Here is an 18,302-nt window from a genome sequence, read left to right on the forward strand (position 1 = left end):
ATGTTGTTATATCATGTCTGACCAGTTTTGGTAAGCTAGACTAATTGGATTGCGTGCCTCGCTCTTTGAGCTGTTTTTTGGTTTCTTCTAGCTGTGCTACCTGTTTTTCGAGGGGGGCGATTTGGCTTTTATAATAAGCATTAATACGTTCGCTTTGTTTGCTAATAGCATCATCAATAGACGCTGCGCCTAACCTGTTTGCGGCATCTTGTGTCATATTATTGAGTTTACCAATGCGCTCACTCTGTTGTTTTTGTAGTTCTTTAATCTCTAACTGAAGGCGGTCTATTTCGCGATCGGCTTTTTGAATTTTTAAATAATCTTCAACACTTAAGTCTGCAGGTTTTTGTGGATTTGGCGGCTGCTCTCTGGCTGGGGGTTGGTTACTTGCGGGTGGTGGTGCAATTTTTACTATTGCTGCATCTTTACCACAAGGCTGCTCTGTAAAGGTGGCAACCCCGTCAATCATGCACTTATAAATAGTGGCTTGACTGTTGGTGCTGGCAAATAGAGCAAGCGTAAAAAATGCAAAACGAAACATAGCATCACTTTGTGTAGCAAATAGATACTTAGCATGCATGAAATATAATGAGGAGTGCAAGTTTTCGGACATAAAAAAACCGCTTAAAAGCGGTTTTTAATAATAAAATGGTGGAGAAGGAGGGATTCGAACCCTCGATAGAGCTACAAACCCTATACTCCCTTAGCAGGGGAGCGCCTTCGGCCACTCGGCCACCTCTCCAGCGCATAATTCTGATTGTAATTTGCTGAAATAAATCAACAAATAAAAATAAGTGGTGGAGAGATAGGGATTTGAACCCTAGAGGGGCTACAAACCCCTGCCGGTTTTCAAGACCGGTGCATTCGACCACTCTGCCATCTCTCCACATCGTGATGCGAGAATAATACTTAGCTGAATCGGCTGTGTAAATAGGAAAAAGTTTGTTTGCTTGTTTTTTGAGCGTAAAGAGGGAGTTTTTTGTAAAAAGGTTTAATTAATTGCTGTTTTTAACTTAAAAGAAAGGGGTTGGAGCAGTAAACGGAGGAGCTAAAGAAGGATCTTCGTTAGTGGTTGGGTGTTTACTGCACCGATAAAGTAACCATGGTTGGGGATTACTTGTGTTGTACTGCGCCGCCAAGAGCTAACTTTTTGCCGTAGCGATTTAGTTTTGCCAACATTTTTGCTTTGCGGTTTGTTGGTTTTACGGCAACATGATTTGCAGCGTTTTGGTTTAATGTATTAATTGGGTTCATTACTTTGCTCCGGGTTGTGTTTGGTTGAAAACGTGAGTATTTTGCAATCAAACTGAACAAAAATAAAACGATAAAAATTGAGTCTGTCGGATAACTTTTTCTAATCCGAAAGTCTTTTATTAACATGGGGTTAAGTTTTTAAATACACATTGCGCTGCATGCTTATGCAATTGTGTTTGCGTTGAAGTATAAGTAAATAAAGGTTTTTAGCTTTTGGTGTTTTTATTTATGCGTTTTTAGAGTGAGAAAGTGACTAATTATTCAGATTAATATAATTTGAACGAGCGTGGTGTTTTTGCCATGCAAGAAAAGAAGTAACCGTTGATGTTGATAATAATAAAGCCAAGTGACAAAAAAAATCATAAAAACAGTGTTGATTGGCTACTAAAAGAATGTAAAAAAAGACAGATTGAGCCTGAATTGTATTTAACCACAGGCAAGTTTGAGAATGATTGCGCTGATATTGCGCATTTGGCTAAAAACCAGAGTCAAGTTGTGGTGATTGGTGGTGATGGGACGCTGCATTTAGCCGTTAATGCATTAATGTCGAGTCGCTGTTCTATCGCGTTAATTCCAGCAGGCACAGGAAATGATTTTGCGCGTGGCTTTGCGTGTAAAAAACAGGCTTGGTATGAGGCTGTTTTTAATAGCCGTACAGAATTAATCGATGTTGGACAAATCAATCAGCGCTATTTTATTAATGTGGCGGGAATAGGGTTTGACGCTGAAGTCGTGACGCAACTAAATAAAGCCGGAAGTTTTAGCTCGTTTGGCTACACTTGGCAGGGCATCAAACAGCTATTTTCATTTCGGGCACGCTCACTTAAGGGGGAGTTTAATGGTAAAGCACTCAACTACAGTAATTTAGCGACGATTTTTGCTAATCATCATTATTTTGGTGGTGGCTTAAAGATTGCCCCTCGGGCAAAGTTAAATGATGGTCAGCTTGATTGCTACTGCATGCCAGCTGGCGGTTTATTGAAAAACCTGATCAGCTTTTTGTATTTACTGATCGTAAAGCATCATAGTTTGCACGCGCTGGAATATACCTGTTTAACGACTGCCGATATCACCACGAAAGGACTGGCTATAGAAGCCGATGGTGAGCTCGTTGGCTTTACTCCGGCTAAAGTTAAGATTCACAAACAAGCACTTCGTTTTCATGTGCCATAAAAAAGCGCCGGCAAAATTTGCCAGCGCTTGGTGTTAGAGGCGACATAGTCACTTCTAACTGGGGACGGAGCTTTTTTGCTGCAGATTACGTGCAGCAAAAAATGCTTTAATTTGTCGAGTTGGAGTCAGCACGATAGCATTACCGAATAACACTAGGCTAAAACCCATAAAGGTATTTGCTTGCCATTCAAATCCTTCAAATAAGGTACTTAAGACCACTGCAACCAGTGGGAATAATACGATTACATAGCTTGCTCGCTCAGGGCCGATATTTTTAAGTAGCGCGAAGTAACAAGCAAATGCGATTACGGTACCAAATACTGCTAAATAGAAGAGAGATACCCAATAGCTGGTTGGGGCATTCAATGTCAGCTCAACGTCGCTTACTAAAACATAAGCTGCTAGCCCTAAAGCGCTGTACAACATACCCCAGGCATTGCCTTGAAGTACGCCAATATTACACTGAGAGTTTCGAACACTGACCATATTCCCCAATGAAGCCACAAAGGTCCCAGACAGCGCAAGTAGTAACCCGACCAACGCACCATTACTCAAGTCGAATTGCTGAATTTGTGGCCAAAACAAGCTGGCAATACCCATTACACCGAGTAAAGCACCAAAGTAAATTCGTTTCGCAATTGGTTTTGCGAAGAACAAGCGGGTGTTAATAATGTTCATTAATAGCAACATCGAAAAGGCAATTGAGGCCATTGCTGAGGTGAGATAGTTCTGCGCCCAATACAGCACTAAATAATTTAAACCAAAGTTAAATAAAGCCAATAATGCAAAAAATCCGTGATCGCGCAGTGAATATTGCATAGGGAGTTTTTTTACCAGCACAAAGGCCCACATTAAAATGGCTGCAATGGCAAAGCGATAAAATAAAGAGACCTCAACAGCAACATCACCCAGTTGAAACTCAATAGCTAGCCAAGTCGATCCCCAGATCAGTACTGTAGCAAGGTAGAGAGCGGCGCTTTTCATAGTTAGTACCCAAAAATTGAAAGTATGTTCATTTTAATCCTCTTCTGTATACTTAACATATACAGAAAACTAGAAATGCAACCTATACAGTTTGGTGGGCTATGTCACAAGTTATCAGTCGTAGTAACAGTGAGTTCTTATATCAACAAGTTATTCAGCTAGTTAGAGATCTTTGCGTGCAAGGTTCGTTATTACCGGGTGAAAAATTACCTTCGCTCAGAAAAATGGCAGACAAGCTCAACATCAGTATTCCTACTGTAAAGCAAGCGTATCAATTACTTGAAGGGCAAGGGCTGATCGAAGCCAGAGAAAAGTCAGGGTACTTTTTAAAGTCATCACAGTTAAATCAGTCTCGACCAAAGCGAGTTAGGCTCAGTCGAGAGCCTACCACAGTCAATAAGCAAGGCTTGATTGAGCAAGTCTACAGCGCTATCCACAAAGCTAATGTGGTGCCATTTGGTATCGCCAACCCTGTGGCTGCTGCACCGACAGATAAAGCGCTGGCACGAACAATGCGCCGAGTCATGACATTAGCTGGCGCATCGGCAATTAATTACGGGCCGATGGATGGCTTTGCACCACTTAAAAAACAGCTCATTCATCGCTATCTGGACTTTGGTATTGGGGTTGATAGCGATGAATTAGTGATCACCAATGGTGCTCAAGAGGCGTTGGCGATTGCCCTTAAATGTGTGGCTAAACCCGGTGATGTTATTGCTATCGAGTCGCCTTGTTATTTTGGCATTATCGAATTAATTGAAAGCTTAGGCTTAAAGGCTCTGGAAATACCGCTGTGCCCCGATGAAGGAATATGGCTAGATGATTTGGCTCAAGCACTCGATGAGCATGATATAAAAGCCTGTGTGTTTTCAACCTCATTAAATAACCCAGTTGGCAGTTTTATGCCTGATGCCAAGCGTGAGCAATTAGTGGCACTTTTAGAGCAGCGTGACGTGGTGCTTATTGAGGATGATGTTTATGGCGACTTACATTTTACAGCTAAGCGCGCCACGCCTGCACAAGCTTATTCAAAAAAGGGCTTAGTGATCACCTGCGCGTCGTTTTCAAAAACAGCCGCACCTAGTTACCGCATTGGTTGGATCATTGCCGGTAAGTTTGCAGAACAAGCAAGGCGACACAAACGCGCGCTTAGTTGCTCCGCGCCACTTATAAACCAGTGGACCTTGTATGAGTTTATAGCTAGCGGTGAGTACGACCGTAACATTCGTTTGCTTAGACAGCGCTTAAGTACCAACAAAGAGCGTATGATTTGGTGCCTGCAGCAATATATGCCAAGTTGTGCGCGTATAAGTAACCCGCAAGGGGGCTGTGTTATCTGGGTTGACCTTGGTAGCCAATATGATGCGGTAAAGTTATTCCATTTGGCACTTGAGGCGGGGATCAGTATTACTCCAGGGTTGATATTCTCAGCGGGTAAAAAATACCGTAGCTGTTTTCGTTTAAGTTATGGCTTGCCTTGGTCTGAAAACTTAGAGCAGGCGATTAAAACGTTATCGCAGCTGACTGTGCTGGCCAAAAAATAAAAAAGCGCAGAGCAAGCTCTGCGCGAAAGGACCAAGTGTTTTGGTTCAGGGATGTTAATTAGTCAATTACTCTGCATTCTGTTTGAAAGTAAATAGTTGATACTCTTTTAGCTCTGGTACTAGAACCACTAGCTCTTGCTCTTTATGAGCGATGTCAGCAAAGCTGCCGCATAATGCATCTGCACGTTCTTCAAGTTGAGCTGCCTGTGTTTCTACGCGTGCTTCTATTTGTGCGCCCATGTTTTCCATACGTTGCTCAAACTCATCCATGTCGCCACCTGAACCTAAAAGCTCAGAACCTAGCGCAATTAAAATGCTGCCCATTGATTGCATCATGGCTGACTCGACAGCCGATTCGATTTGCTCATCGAATTGGTCTTCAAAGTTTTGGCCAAATTTTTCGAAATTTTGCTGACCCATGGTAAACGCACCTTGCTGATAGAAGGCGTTTTGCACTTCTACACTGATATCGTCCATTAATTCTGAAATGTCGTTTAGGCCATCAATATTGAAAGCATTTGATACTTCTTCAATTGCTACGCCTGCTATTTTTACGCCATCAAGTGCGATATTGGCGACTTCAGGAAGTTGGCTGCGTAAGCTGTCTGAGTAATCTGCAATTGCTTGCTGTTGTGAAGCATCAAGCGACACGCTTTGACCATCGATATATAAAGTGTGTTGATCGATGATTTTCATAGTGCGATTATCGGCTGTGTATACTTCTAACTCGCTTGGTGTAATGCGTACATCATTTATAAATTCAACATCACACTGCTCACTGCTGAATGAAATATTTGTATCATTATCGTTATGAGCCATTGCGCTGGTAGCGATAAATAAAGAACTTACTAACAATAACTTTTTCATTTTTTTCTTTCCTGTTTGAAATGACACAAATACATAATCAAATTGAATGCCATAATTTATAAGTTCAATTAATTCAATGGTTTGATGTGTTTTGAGGCTTTTTTAAAAATTGCGGGGAATAACTTTTTAACCATTTTTTAGTCAAATTAACTAAAAAATACACATGCATAAATGACTCTTATCGAAACGATAAAAAACTCTCACTTTTCAGAAATCAAATTTAGCGCTATTTATTCACAATATTGACATATGACCTATTTAGCATGGGTGTATGGCTTTATTTTGGTGGTTTTTTAGATACTAAATTACTACCGAGCTTTTTAATCTTTGCCAATTCATCGAGCAAATTTTAATCTCAAGAATTGGTCTCAAACACTTTATGGAGTGGGTTGTGGGTAAGACATTTAGTTATGACGCGCTAGATGACGATTTTGTTGAAGACGAGTACGAAATGGTCGGGCGTAATCAACACGACAAGAAAAAGCAACGCGTAAAGAAGAAGTTGGAAGACTATCTTGAACAAAAACGCTTGCGCAGAAACTTAGGCGATGACGACTTTGACGAGTACTTGAACGACTAAGCATAAATTTAGATAAAGAGGCAATTTGCCTCTTTATTGCTTTTAGACTTCGTTATTTGCCCAGTGCAGCTGCGATGTCTGACTCTAGCTGTTCAGGTTTTGTCAGTGGCGCATAGCGCTTAATGGCCTTGCCATCTTTACCAATTAAAAATTTGGTGAAGTTCCATTTTATTTTGCGGGTGATAAAGCCCGGTAACTCTGATTTTAGGTATCTAAAAACAGGGTGAGCATGTTCGCCATTCACATCGACTTTGCTCATCATTAAAAAGCTAACGCCATAGTTAATAAGGCAGCTTTCTTTAATTTCTTTTGCATCACCTGGTTCTTGTTTGCCAAACTGGTTACATGGAAAACCAATTATTACTAAGCCTTGCTCATGATACTTTTCATGCAGTGCTTGTAAGCCTTCATATTGTGGAGTGAAGCCACATTTACTTGCAGTGTTTACAACAAGTACGACCTTGTTTTCAAAATCAGAAAAGTCAACGGTTTGGCCTTGTAGGCTGGTGGCAGAAAGTTGGTGAAATTCGCTCATAATGATAACTTTTTATTATTGTTGCATTGATTCTAACTTGCTTGGCATTTTTCTAAAAGGGTAAATTTTAATCAGCGGTTTTTCTTACTTGGCGTTAAGCATCGCAGCTAACTTAAAATTATAAACAATCCCATCCCTGCCAGTGTTGTGTAGTATATGTTATGTGTTTTATAGGCCACGATAACAGACACAACAGCAGCGCTTAGATAGGGATTTTGCCAATCTAGATTTATCCCTTCGTCATTAATAAATACAATGGGCACCCAAATTGCGGTGAGTACTGCTGGGGCGCTAAAACTTAAGAATTGCTGCATTTTTGGGCCGACTTTAAACGGTAATGCACGGTGCAAAAATAAGTAACGTGTGAAGAAGGTAATACACGCCATTAATAAAATGGTGGTCATCATTGTGTATGCTCCTCTTTTGCTTGCCAGCGACTAATTAGATAACCCACTGTCATAGCGATAAGGGCCGCAGTGACAAGCCAAAGTTGAAAGCCCTGATTTTTTAATAGCGTTGCAACAACGCCAGCGGTGATCACTGTAGCCAGTGTTGCAAGGTTCTTTACTCCCGGAATAACTAAAGCAATAAACGTGGCTGCGATGGCGAAATCAAGCCCTAGGTGTGTTAAATCGGGAAGGAGGCTTCCTGCGACAATACCTAGTAAGGTCCAGATATTCCAGGCAATATAAAAACTAAACCCGGCACTGAGTGCGTAAATAAGGCGCACTTTTGTGCGATAGGCTTTGCGATGATGCGAAAAAGCAAATAATTCATCCGTCAGTACAAAACTCACAGGCAGGCGCCAACGAAAGGGTTGATCAATGACTTTGTGGCGAATAGCTAAACCATATAAAAAGTGCCGTGAGCTAATAATGAGAGTGGTAAATAATATAGTTAAAAGCGGGGTATTGCCGGCCATTAATTCAATCGCAACGAGTTGTGCTGAGCCTGCAAATACCAATAACGACATAGCTTGTGTTGCTAAAGCACTGAAGCCATTTTGAACTGCTAACGAGCCACATAAAATTCCCCAAGGTAACACCGCAAGGCATAAGGGGAGCATGTCGAAAAATCCTTTTAGCAAGGCTCTTATTGTTGATTTATGCATCTTATCGCTCATGTTTGTTGTTATGGCTCAGATCAAAACAGCTAAAATAGAGGTGTGTCAAAATAACTGAAGTTTGCAATAATGTATAGCCGAGCCTGTTGCTGAAATCATTAGCGTCTTTTAAAGGGAAAGTTACAATGTCTAAAGTTAAAGTATGGGATGGCTTTATAAGAAGCTTCCATTGGTTATTAGTTGCGGCCATCGCAACCCTCTATTTTAGTGCTGAAGTAGGTATGTTGGAGCTGCATTTTGCTGCAGGCTACTTCACTCTAGCGCTTATTATTACACGTCTTGTTTGGGGTCTAATTGGTAGTAAAACGGCAAAGCTGTCTGCGCTTATTCATTCACCTGTTGCTGCAATTAAGTCATTTACAAGCAATGAACATAAGGCGGGTCACGGCGCGGCGGGTAGTTATATGGTGATAGCCTTTTTTGCGCTACTCATCGTACAGTTAACCTCTGGCTTAATGACCAGTGACGATATTTTAACGGATGGCCCGCTGGTGGCGCATGTATCCTCAGATACCGTAGAGTTTGCCGGTTGGCTCCATCATTTAAACTTTGACATCTTGTTGTATGCCATTGTGTTGCATGTATTAGCGATTGTGATTTACCGCATTAAGGGAAAAAACTTAGTGAAACCTATGCTAACGGGTAATAGTGAGCAAGTTGCGGTTACTGAGCCTGTTACTAAATCACCGTTGATAGCTTTTGTTATTTTTGCAGTGTGCTTAGTGGTGCTATTTACGACTTGGGGTGCAGAGCCGCTCAGCTATTTGCTTGGCTAGGTAATCTAATACCAATCCGCAATAATACTTAATCATTTTGAGGGATAAAACCTGTCGCTACCTGCGTTAAAAATTTCTGATTTAGAACAAACTAAATAACGAAATTTTTGCCTTGCTATCAACGAGGTTCTATTGCCTCAAAATAGACCACTTAATTAAGCGAATTGGTATAAGACATTAAAAAAGGCGCTAATAAGCGCCTTTTTAGTTTAAGTTTTTAACTAGTCTTTGAAAGACTTATGGCAATCTTTACAGCCTTTAGCCCATGCGCCAAATGCTTTGCCAATTACTTTTTTATCGCCGCTTTGTGCTGCAACTGCTAGCTCATCTGCATATTGTTGGAAAGCAACTGCTTTTTTCATAAAGGTTTCGTTGTCGCTCCATACAGCTGCAAGTGCAGATGTATCACCCTTATCAGAACCCGCTACGAAAGCTTCCCAAGGCATTTTAGATAGTGCTGCTGCATTGTCGGCACGCTTTTGAAAACGTTCTGCATCAAAAGGTACTTTTCCTTTTAGCATATCGCCCATGTCACCAATTTGTACGCGGATCATTGAAAATGCTGCCTGACGATACTCGATTGCATCGCTTGGCTCTTCAAATACAGAATTTGCTGATGCGCCCAGTGCCATTGTAGATAGCATTGCACCCACTACTAGTTGTTTTAATTTCATTCCTTTTGCCCCTTAAGATGTCATAAAAGTAAACTAACTGAGTTTTATCTTAGCTCAATATAATATTCAAGTGTATTGCGGTTAATCTTAACTTAAGTTTAATTTAATCATTTATATCAATATCAGCGAAGATCATGCCGCGGCGCATGCTTCTTGTTGCTAAGAAAACCTCGCATAGTAAAGATAAAAATCCACATATCAGCAGCGCCATAGCGGCCACAAAGCAGCTAGCAATTGTCACGCTCAAGTTGATAGATTGAATATGCGATAAAAATAGACACATAACCACAGCACATACTAATAAAGCACTGAGTACACTTAGACTAAATGCAATATGGATGCAGCGAGAGCGTTTCAACAGTGCCCTTAGCTCCGTTGTTAATGACTTATTGAAGTCTTCATCCGTACTGACTTTAAGCTTGCGTTCTAACTGTCGCGCTCGATCGGTAATACGCGCCAAGCGGTTGGAAAGCACGCCTAACGTTGCTGCAATACCGGTAATTAAAAAGACGGGTGCAACAGCCGTTTGAATCACCTTTGCCATGGTAAGAATGTTGATAACTTCTGAATTCATTTGATAGTACTCTATTTATAAGGCTTTCATTTACAAACGTTTACAACCTTTGGTTTTGGGTTTAAGTCTTTGTAAAGAATGGGTTTGTTCTTTCTTTTTCGCTGTTAGCGCAAGGTTGTTGTAATTTATATGTAACTGAGATGTTGTTCTTGTCTGTGTTCCCGTTTTATATTCCCACTGAAACTTTGTTTCAATCACTATTTAGACGATAACATAACATATCCCAGGGGAACCCATGTCTAAGAATATAATAAAAAGAACTGCAGTTGCTTTGGCTGTGACGAGTGCAATGTGCGCTGGTGCACAAGCCAATGACTTTTCTAAATATAATCTTGCCGGCAAAAAATTAATCCAATCGAGCGCGGTAACTAAAAAAGAACAAAAAGTTCGCAGTGAAGCAACAAGCTGGCTTGTAAAACTTAATGCTCCAGCATCTATAAATGCAAAAACAATGGGAGCGGATGTAGCGTCAATTCAAGCGCAAGCTAAAGTAGCACAAGCAAGTGTAGAGCAAGCAATCAACAGCATGGACTTACCTCTTCAGGTCGTTGCTAAAACTTCAACCCTAGTAAGCTCAGTTGTCGTTAATGGCAATAAACGTGATGTTGCTAAGTTACTTTCAAATTCGCAAGTAGAAGATATTTACCCAGTATACGATTATGAATTGCATGTTGCTGACAGCGCTGACTATATTGAAGCGACTCCGCTTGTATCTAATGGTTTAGCAACAGGTGAAGGTGTTCGCGTTGCTGTGCTTGATACAGGTATTGACTACACTCATACTGCTTTTGGTGGTGCGGGTACAGATGAAGCCTATGCAGCAGCTATTGCTGATCCTGCTTCTGTAGATTGGCCTCAAGGCAAGGTATTAGGCGGCTACGATTTTATTAATAATGATGCAGATCCGATTGATGTGACAACTAACCACGGTACTCACGTTTCTCACTCTGTTAATGGTATTGCACCAAATGTAGATTTATTTGTTTACTCAGTATGTGGTGGTGGCTGTCCAGGCCTTGCACAGCTACTCGCGCTTGAAAGCGCTATGGACCCTGATGGAAATGGTGACATTAGTGACCGTGTTGATGTTATCAACATGTCTCTAGGTGGTAATTATGGCGATATTGCCAACGATGCTGTAGGCCTGTTTATTAATCAAGCGGTTAAGCTTGGTACAAACGTTGTTATCTCTGCAGGTAATGATGGCGCATATCCATTCATCGTTGGTGGCCCAAGTACTACAGAAAATGCTCTTTCAGTGGGTGCGATGACTCATCCTACCGGTGAAGAATCAGTTGGTAGTGGTACAATTAATGGTGAAGAAGCAATTGTGCAACCAGCAAGCTTCGGTCCACAAACAGCTTTTACTTTCTCAAGTGATGATATTGAACTGGTATATCCAGATGCAAACCAAACAGCATGTGAAGCCTTTGCAGATGGTGTAGACTTTACTGGCAAGGGCGTTATCATCGACCGCGGTGGTTGTGCATTTACAGTAAAAGTCTTAGCGGCTCAAGATAAAGGCGCTGAGTTTGTAATTATCGCAAATAGCAATGATGATGGTACACCAGCTCCTATGGGGGGGTCTGATCCTGCTGTAACTATCCCTTCTGTAGGCGTGACATTTGCAGCTGGTACTGCACTTAAAGCTGGTGGCGCATTTAACCTTACAGTAGAGCGCCTTGTAACTTCAGGCGCTATTGCTGACTTCACATCGCGTGGCCCTTCAATGGGTGGTCTGTTAAAACCTGAAATTACAGCGCCAGGTGTAAACATTATGACTGCTCACCCAGGCCTTGGTGATGGCTTAACGGGTGCAACAGGTACTTCATTCTCAGGTCCAATAACTGCAGGTGCTGTGAGCTTATTAAAAGAAGCGCTTCCAGAGCGTAACGCGATTGAAATTAAAGCTACGCTAATGAACACTGCAAACCTGAATGTGACTATGGAGCCATTAGCAATCAATCCTGATGCTGAGCTGGCGCCAATTAGTTACATCGGTGCGGGTCTTGTTGATGTCAATAAAGCGGCTAACTTACCAGTTGCTGCCTGGGCTGCAGATACTAAACAAGCAGCACTTTCGTTTGGTTTAGTAAACGCATCAGAAACCGTTGAGCTTACTAAAACAGTTCAAGTTAAGAACTTCTCTAATGAAGATAAAGTGTACACACTTTCTCTTGAACAACGTTATGCAGACGATGTTGAGCGTGGTTCATTCTCACTTGACTATCCAGAGTCAATTACAGTGCCAGCGGGTCAAACTATGTCATTTGACGTGACTGCAACAATTGAGCCTACTACTTTGCCTGAGTGGACATTAACGGATGATAATATTGGTTCACAAGATGCGACAGCTGATTTAACTACCCTAGAACTTGATGGTGCGTTAATCTTCTCTGATGGTAGCGATGAAGCATTCCACCTTGTTTATCACGTATTACCAAAAGCAAATGCAGCAATGAGCTTCACGCCAGTTGTTACAGATAAAGGTGTTGCACATGAAGTGACAAACACAGGTGCTGTAGTACTTGAGCCAGTATTTGCTCCGGCGGTAATGACTGATGATGTTGATGAAGAGCAACGCTTTGATTTAGTTGGTGCGTCAATTGAAACATTTGCAGTATCTGCAGAAATTTGTGAAAGCGGCTATGTAACTCTAACTACACTTGTACTGAACGAAGGAATTACTCACTCTTATGTTGGCGGCTTTATGGCTGACTTCGATATGAACCAAGATGGTGAATACGATATAACCGTACAAAATGGAATTCTGGAATGGTTTTATGAACCAGGTGAGGTAGAGCCAGGAACTGCGATTGCCTTTACTCATGGCTATGGTAGTGGTTCTGGGAAGGTTAGTAATATTTTCCAAATAATTGGTAATAATCACTTAACACTGCAAAGCTGTATTGAAGATTTTGGTTTAACTGCTGATGATATAGGCCGAGCAACTGTAGATGTCCGTTTCCGCACAGAAGAAGCTGTATGGACTCCGATAGCAACAGAAGAAGGTGATGTTGCTATGGGTTCTTATACATTCACAGATGCATCAAACGATCAATATGCATGGATTGAAAATGAAGCAGGAGAAACAGTTAGCTCAATTGAACCTGGAGCTTCAGCAACTTTGTACAATGCAGGTGCAGACTTCATGATCTTATCGGACTCAGGTTCTAAATTGTATACGGCAACACCTGAGTCTGACTTAAATACTCCACCAGTAGTTGCAGATGCTGAATTCTCTGTTGATGAAAATACAGAGAACGGCACAGTAATTGGTACTTTAGAAGCCACTTACGGTGCTGATTTAGCCAGCCCTGTTACAGAGTTCATTGTAATTAGCTCAAGTTCAACGGCTATTTCAGTAACAGCTACAGGTGATGTTGTAGTTATGAATCAAGATGTACTTGATTATGACGCTGGTTTAACGTCAATTGAGCTCGAAGTGGTTGCAACGGATAGATCAGGCAATGTTTCAGAGTCTGCTATGGTAACTGTTACAGTTAATAACCTGGCGGATGAAGCATCTGAGCAGCCTGTCGTTGAAGAACCGAAGAAAAAATCTTCTTCAGGTTCACTAGCATGGTTAACATTACTTGCTGCACCGTTCGCATTCATGCGTCGTCGTAAGCAAAAGTAATTATTTGAAAAATAAGTGATAAAAGGGAGCTTCGGCTCCCTTTTTACATTGCTTCACAAAGGCTACTTATAAATTCACGGTTAATTACTTATATTAGGGACTTAATAATAAAAATTAATTTAGGATCCCTATGAAAGTTGGCCACTCACTTTGTCTCGCGGCACTCTCTTTAGCTATTTTAACTGCCTGTAATAAAGCTCCTGATGACTCAAATGAAAAAGATACAATAAAACAATCGGCTGCAACTGAGTCGATTCAAATAGCAGCTCCCGTTGCTAAAAAAATACCTCATGAAATGACCATTCATGGTGACACACGTATCGATAACTACTACTGGATGCGTGATGATGAGCGCAAAGATGCCGCTGTTATTGCTCATTTAAATGCTGAAAATGCGTATGTTGAAAGCAAATTGGCACATACTCAAACGCTACAAAACACCCTTTTCGAAGAGCTTAAAGGACGTATTGAAAAGGATGACGATACCGTACCGACAAAAAAAGGGGATTATTATTATTTCTCACAAACGCGTGGTGATGATGAATATCCGGTTTATGTGCGTAGCCAAGATAGTCAAGGAGAGGGTAAGCAAGTTATTTTAAATGTAAATGAGCTTGCTAAAAATCATGATTACTTTGCTGTCACCGGTTTAGCTGTGAGTCCAAATGGCAATTTACTTGCTTACGGTGAAGATACAGTTAGTCGTCGCATTTACACAATTAAAGTTAAAGATTTAACCACAGGTAAAATGCTCACAGAGAGCCTTGAAGGCACGGAAGGTGATGTCGTGTGGGCTAATGACAACAAAACCTTTTACTATATCAAAAAAGACTTACAGACGCTGTTAGGCTACCAAGTATATCGCCATACGCTAGGTACCCCGCAAGCCGACGATGAGCTGGTTTACGAAGAGACAAACACTAGTTATTACACCGGTATCTACAAGAGTAAAGACCAACAAGATATTTATATTAGTCATGGCAGCACCAGTGCTTCGGGTGTCTCGGTTATTGATGCAAATGATGTTAAAGCAATGCCGAAACGTTTTATTGAACGTGAAGCTGGGCTTGAATATGATATTCAAAAATTAGGTGATTGGTATTACATCGTTACCAATTTAAATGCGGTTAACTTCCAACTGATGAAAGTGCACCGCGATAAGGCTCATGATAAAACCAATTGGCAAACGGTTATTGCTGGTCGCGATAAGGTTAAGTTTGAGGGTATTGAGTTATTTAACAATCACTTGGTTTATGAAGAACGTGAAATGGGGCAAACCCGTATCACTATTCGTGACCTTCGCAACCAACAAGAGCAAATAGTTGCGTTTAATGATCCAACGTATATGGTTTTTAGCTATGGTAATAGTGAGTTAGATAACCCTAATTTACGTGTTTACTATTCAAGTATGACAACCCCAGGTAGTAGCTACGATATCAACCTCGAAAGTGGCGAAAAAACACTGCTTAAACAGCGTACAGTATTGGGTGATTTCAACCCGAGCAATTACACATCTGAACGCATATATGTAACTGCGCGAGATGGTGTTGATGTTCCAGTGAGCCTTGTTTATCGAAAAGATAAGTTTAAAAAAGATGGCTCTAATCCGCTTATGCAATATGGCTATGGTTCGTATGGTGCGACCATGGATCCAAGCTTTTCTAGTTCACGATTAAGCTTACTCGATCGTGGTTTTGTATTTGCAATTGCACATATCCGTGGCTCGCAGATGTTGGGTCGTCCTTGGTACGAAGACGGCAAGTTACTTCATAAACAAAACACCTTTAATGACTTTGTTGATGTGACTAAATCATTGGCTGCTCAAAAATATGCAGATAAAGATAATGTTTTTGCCATGGGTGGCAGTGCGGGTGGCTTACTAATGGGGGCTGTTGTAAATCAAGCGCCTGAACTTTATAAAGGAGTGATTGCGGCAGTGCCTTTTGTTGATGTGGTCACGACTATGCTAGATGACAGCTTACCACTAACAACAAATGAGTATGACGAGTGGGGTAACCCGAACGATAAAGTCTATTACGATTATATGCTGTCGTATTCGCCGTACGACCAAGTTAAGAAACAGGCTTACCCAAATATGTTAGTCACCACCGGCTTGCATGACTCTCAAGTTCAGTATTTTGAGCCAACAAAATGGGTTGCTAAGCTGCGTGAATATAAAACCGATGATAACCTATTGCTTTTTAAAACTGACATGGAAGCAGGTCATGGCGGTGCTTCTGGGCGCTTTAAGAGCTTACAAGACACCGCTTTATATTATGCATTTATGCTAGATTTAGCGGGTATCGAAAAATAATAACAACGCAGGCATCCGTGATTAAACGGGTGCCTGCATTGCTAAATTAAAACGAAACTCACTGCCTTTTCCCAAGGTACTGCTGACGTTTATTTCACTATCCATTAGGGTGAGCAATTGCTTGCAAATAGCCAGTCCTAAGCCTGTTGAGCCTCGTTTTATGCTATTACGGGCCTGATAATGAGGTTCAAAAATAGCATTGAGTTCATCCTCATGAATACCAACCCCAGTATCAGATACTGCCACGTATAACTGATCACTTTGTTGGCTAACCTTGACGGCAATTTCACCGCCACTTGGGGTGTGTCGAATAGCATTCTCAATTAAGTTTGTTAGTACCCGCTCTAATTTTGCAATGTCTGTCGTTACGGTAAAGTCGCAAATTTCTGGGATAACCCTGAGTGAAATTCCTGCGGATTGTGCAGTGAGTGCAAGCTTTGCCACGCAATCATAAATCAACTCGCCTAAATTAAAGGTCTCTGATTGAATTTTTACTTGGCCGCACTCTAAATTAGCAAGCTCAAAAATTTGTTCGATCAGATGTTTTAATTGCTGGCAGTTATCCATTGCAAGGTTGAGGTAATGACGTTGCTCAGGCTCGTTTAAGTGGCTATCCGGTTTATTGATCACCTCAAGAAAGCCGTGCAGTGAAGATAGCGGCGTACGTAAATCATGTGATAAATGCGTAAGTAACTCACGGCGTTGTTTATCGGCTTGCTGTAATGACTGAAACTGCTCATCAATACGTGCGAGCATGGCATTGACGCCTTTGCTTAAATTGCCAATTTCATCATCAGCAGTGTAGCTAGAGTCCAATGACATTTTGGTTAGGCTGTAGTTAGCCGCTTCTATTTTATTAAGCTCTTTATTGAGTTTTTTGAGCGGTAAGGTGAAAAAACGAAATAACAGCAACATCGCAATAAAGAGAGCGAGTAAGGCAGCTATAAACCACATGGCAGCAAGCCAAAGGTTATCATTGGCTTTAATGTTTTTAAGGGTTGTATCGTAAGCTTGCCCGCCAATAATTACGTATAGATAGCCTTGCAGCTGTTGCTGATTATAAACTGGCGCGGTCGAAAATATTTTTACGCCATCGTTGCTACGCGGATCATCACCATAAATCGGCGTGGCAGTGGGGTTGTCAATCAGCTGCTGTATCGGGGTTAAGTTTATTTGTTTCCTTACGACTTGCCCCGGTTTGGCTGAATAAGTCAGTAAATGACCTTCTGGGTCTACAAAATAAAACTCAAAAGCCGGACCAAGTATCATCAGCGTGTGAAATAAGTTTTCTAGTGCATCATAGTCATACACACCTTGCTGGATCAGTGGGTTATCATGCACTAAATGTTCGGCTAATTGAAGGTGCAAGTTTTGCTGAGCATGGTGTACAGAGCTTTGCTCTAGCTGCTTACTCCAATTTAAAACCAGTGCACACAACAGGCTAAAAATAAGCACCAATGACCAAGCCAATTTTTGATAAAGCGTCATTGATTTCATTAGTTTACACTCAATTGGCTAGGGTTTAATTTATAGCCTACGCCCCAGACTGTTTCGATAAAGGTTGCTGGATGATACTGCTCAAACTTACTGCGTAAACGGTTTATATGGGAATTAACCGTATGCTCGTAGCCGCTGTGTTGGTAACCCCACACTTGGTCTAGTAACTGTTGGCGGCTAAAAACATGGTTTGGGTGTTTAGCAAAATAGACTAGTAAATCAAATTCGGTGGCGGTTAAGTTAATTGCTTGGTCAGCTAAAAATGCTTGGTGGCTGGCAAATTCAATATGGAGTTCACCAAGTTGAATGACTGCTTGAGCGCTATCTTCATGATGTGAATGGGCTGCCATAAGTTGTGACCTATGCCGTAATTGTGTTTTTATTCGTGCTTGTAACTCTCTGGCGAAGAACGGCTTGCAAATGTAATCATCAGCGCCCATTTCCAGGCCAATCACTCTGTCCATATCGCTACTGAGTGCAGTTAGTAAAATAACGGCAATGCTTGGGTAGTGCTCTTTAATTTTGCGGCATAAGCTCAAGCCATCCATTTGTGGTAGATTGATATCGAGTAGCACCAAGCCGTAACTTGAGCTGGCAAGCTTCTTTATTGCAGCTTCAGCGCTCGAGGCTTCATCAATATGTAGGTTTAGGCAGTGTAATTGTGTGCTGATAAGTTGGCGTATTGCTCTATCATCTTCGACGATTAATAATTTTTCTTGGCGCATTGCTCACTCCAAATCACAGAGGCACATCCTTATGACCTCGGT

Annotated in this window: 17 protein-coding genes and 2 tRNA genes; 6 read left to right on the forward strand and 13 right to left on the reverse strand. The window is 41.4% G+C overall.

Features of this window, described 5'->3' with window-relative positions:
- Nucleotides 1-40: 40 nt before the first annotated feature.
- From IRQ78_RS18030 to IRQ78_RS18045, 4 genes are all read right to left on the reverse strand, one after another.
- Nucleotides 41-541 (reverse strand): DUF4124 domain-containing protein, encoded by a 501-nt coding sequence (locus tag IRQ78_RS18030; protein ID WP_194442842.1) that lies wholly within the window; start codon nt 539-541, stop codon nt 41-43.
- Nucleotides 542-649: 108 nt separating this feature from the next.
- Nucleotides 650-742, reverse strand: a tRNA-Ser gene (locus IRQ78_RS18035).
- 53 nt (nt 743-795) lie between these two features.
- A tRNA-Ser gene (locus tag IRQ78_RS18040) sits at nt 796-886 on the reverse strand.
- 227 nt (nt 887-1,113) lie between these two features.
- Nucleotides 1,114-1,254 (reverse strand): hypothetical protein, encoded by a 141-nt coding sequence (locus IRQ78_RS18045; protein ID WP_194442843.1) that lies wholly within the window; start codon nt 1,252-1,254, stop codon nt 1,114-1,116.
- Between the two features lie 324 nt (nt 1,255-1,578).
- On the opposite strand from IRQ78_RS18045, the gene IRQ78_RS18050 reads away from it, so the two are divergent.
- The gene (locus tag IRQ78_RS18050; RefSeq protein ID WP_194442844.1) at nt 1,579-2,427 is read left to right on the forward strand and encodes a diacylglycerol/lipid kinase family protein; all 849 of its coding nucleotides are present in this window, start codon (nt 1,579-1,581) and stop codon (nt 2,425-2,427) included.
- A gap of 54 nt (nt 2,428-2,481) precedes the next feature.
- Here the strand turns inward: IRQ78_RS18050 and IRQ78_RS18055 are convergent, their stop codons facing one another.
- A complete protein-coding gene (locus IRQ78_RS18055) occupies nt 2,482-3,411 on the reverse strand; it encodes a DMT family transporter (protein WP_194442845.1) in 930 nt (309 codons plus the stop codon).
- 101 nt (nt 3,412-3,512) lie between these two features.
- On the opposite strand from IRQ78_RS18055, the gene IRQ78_RS18060 reads away from it, so the two are divergent.
- On the forward strand, nt 3,513-4,955 hold the full coding sequence (locus IRQ78_RS18060) for an aminotransferase-like domain-containing protein (RefSeq protein WP_194442846.1): 1,443 nt from the start codon (nt 3,513-3,515) through the stop codon (nt 4,953-4,955).
- Between the two features lie 66 nt (nt 4,956-5,021).
- On the opposite strand, the gene IRQ78_RS18065 is transcribed toward IRQ78_RS18060, so the two are convergent.
- On the reverse strand, nt 5,022-5,822 hold the full coding sequence (locus IRQ78_RS18065; protein WP_194442847.1) for a YggN family protein: 801 nt from the start codon (nt 5,820-5,822) through the stop codon (nt 5,022-5,024).
- A gap of 391 nt (nt 5,823-6,213) precedes the next feature.
- Between IRQ78_RS18065 and IRQ78_RS18070 the strand changes: the two genes are divergently transcribed.
- The gene (locus tag IRQ78_RS18070; protein WP_082389337.1) at nt 6,214-6,402 is read left to right on the forward strand and encodes a PA3496 family putative envelope integrity protein; all 189 of its coding nucleotides are present in this window, start codon (nt 6,214-6,216) and stop codon (nt 6,400-6,402) included.
- 52 nt (nt 6,403-6,454) lie between these two features.
- Here IRQ78_RS18070 and IRQ78_RS18075 read toward each other — a convergent pair whose 3' ends face one another.
- The 3 genes from IRQ78_RS18075 to IRQ78_RS18085 all read right to left on the reverse strand — a co-directional run bounded on the left by IRQ78_RS18075 (nt 6,455) and on the right by IRQ78_RS18085 (nt 8,048).
- Nucleotides 6,455-6,937, reverse strand: a complete 483-nt coding sequence (locus tag IRQ78_RS18075) for a glutathione peroxidase (protein WP_138618802.1) — start codon at nt 6,935-6,937, stop codon at nt 6,455-6,457.
- Between the two features lie 107 nt (nt 6,938-7,044).
- A complete protein-coding gene (locus IRQ78_RS18080; protein WP_058585371.1) occupies nt 7,045-7,344 on the reverse strand; it encodes an AzlD domain-containing protein in 300 nt (99 codons plus the stop codon).
- Nucleotides 7,341-8,048 (reverse strand): AzlC family ABC transporter permease, encoded by a 708-nt coding sequence (locus IRQ78_RS18085; protein WP_138618800.1) that lies wholly within the window; start codon nt 8,046-8,048, stop codon nt 7,341-7,343. Before IRQ78_RS18085 ends, IRQ78_RS18080 begins: the two co-directional genes overlap by 4 nt.
- A 137-nt stretch (nt 8,049-8,185) precedes the next feature.
- Here IRQ78_RS18085 and IRQ78_RS18090 point away from each other — a divergent pair, with 137 nt between their 5' ends.
- Nucleotides 8,186-8,836, forward strand: a complete 651-nt coding sequence (locus IRQ78_RS18090; protein ID WP_194442848.1) for a cytochrome b/b6 domain-containing protein — start codon at nt 8,186-8,188, stop codon at nt 8,834-8,836.
- Nucleotides 8,837-9,057: 221 nt separating this feature from the next.
- Here IRQ78_RS18090 and IRQ78_RS18095 read toward each other — a convergent pair whose 3' ends face one another.
- Complete coding sequence (locus tag IRQ78_RS18095) at nt 9,058-9,510, reverse strand: c-type cytochrome (protein WP_058585373.1); 453 nt, start codon at nt 9,508-9,510, stop codon at nt 9,058-9,060.
- A gap of 103 nt (nt 9,511-9,613) precedes the next feature.
- Nucleotides 9,614-10,084 carry a DUF2721 domain-containing protein gene (locus IRQ78_RS18100; RefSeq protein WP_054554628.1) on the reverse strand — a complete coding sequence of 157 codons (471 nt, stop codon included), beginning with the start codon at nt 10,082-10,084 and terminating at the stop codon, nt 9,614-9,616.
- Between the two features lie 235 nt (nt 10,085-10,319).
- Here IRQ78_RS18100 and IRQ78_RS18105 point away from each other — a divergent pair, with 235 nt between their 5' ends.
- Together IRQ78_RS18105 and IRQ78_RS18110 are read left to right on the forward strand one after the other, a co-directional pair.
- Nucleotides 10,320-13,724: a S8 family serine peptidase gene (locus tag IRQ78_RS18105; protein ID WP_194442849.1), complete on the forward strand. Its 3,405-nt coding sequence runs from the start codon at nt 10,320-10,322 to the stop codon at nt 13,722-13,724.
- Nucleotides 13,725-13,854: 130 nt separating this feature from the next.
- The gene (locus IRQ78_RS18110; RefSeq protein WP_194442850.1) at nt 13,855-16,038 is read left to right on the forward strand and encodes a S9 family peptidase; all 2,184 of its coding nucleotides are present in this window, start codon (nt 13,855-13,857) and stop codon (nt 16,036-16,038) included.
- A 21-nt stretch (nt 16,039-16,059) separates the two neighbouring features.
- On the opposite strand, the gene IRQ78_RS18115 is transcribed toward IRQ78_RS18110, so the two are convergent.
- Both IRQ78_RS18115 and IRQ78_RS18120 read right to left on the reverse strand, forming a co-directional pair.
- Nucleotides 16,060-17,535, reverse strand: coding sequence for a sensor histidine kinase (locus IRQ78_RS18115; RefSeq protein WP_194442851.1), 1,476 nt, complete (start codon nt 17,533-17,535; stop codon nt 16,060-16,062).
- The gene (locus tag IRQ78_RS18120) at nt 17,535-18,260 is read right to left on the reverse strand and encodes a response regulator transcription factor (RefSeq protein ID WP_194442852.1); all 726 of its coding nucleotides are present in this window, start codon (nt 18,258-18,260) and stop codon (nt 17,535-17,537) included. The genes IRQ78_RS18115 and IRQ78_RS18120 overlap by 1 nt, the downstream gene beginning before the upstream one ends.
- Between the last annotated feature and the right edge of the window lie 42 nt (nt 18,261-18,302).

Origin of the sequence: Pseudoalteromonas simplex (assembly GCF_015278155.1) — a bacterium.
Lineage (GTDB): Bacteria > Pseudomonadota > Gammaproteobacteria > Enterobacterales > Alteromonadaceae > Pseudoalteromonas > Pseudoalteromonas simplex.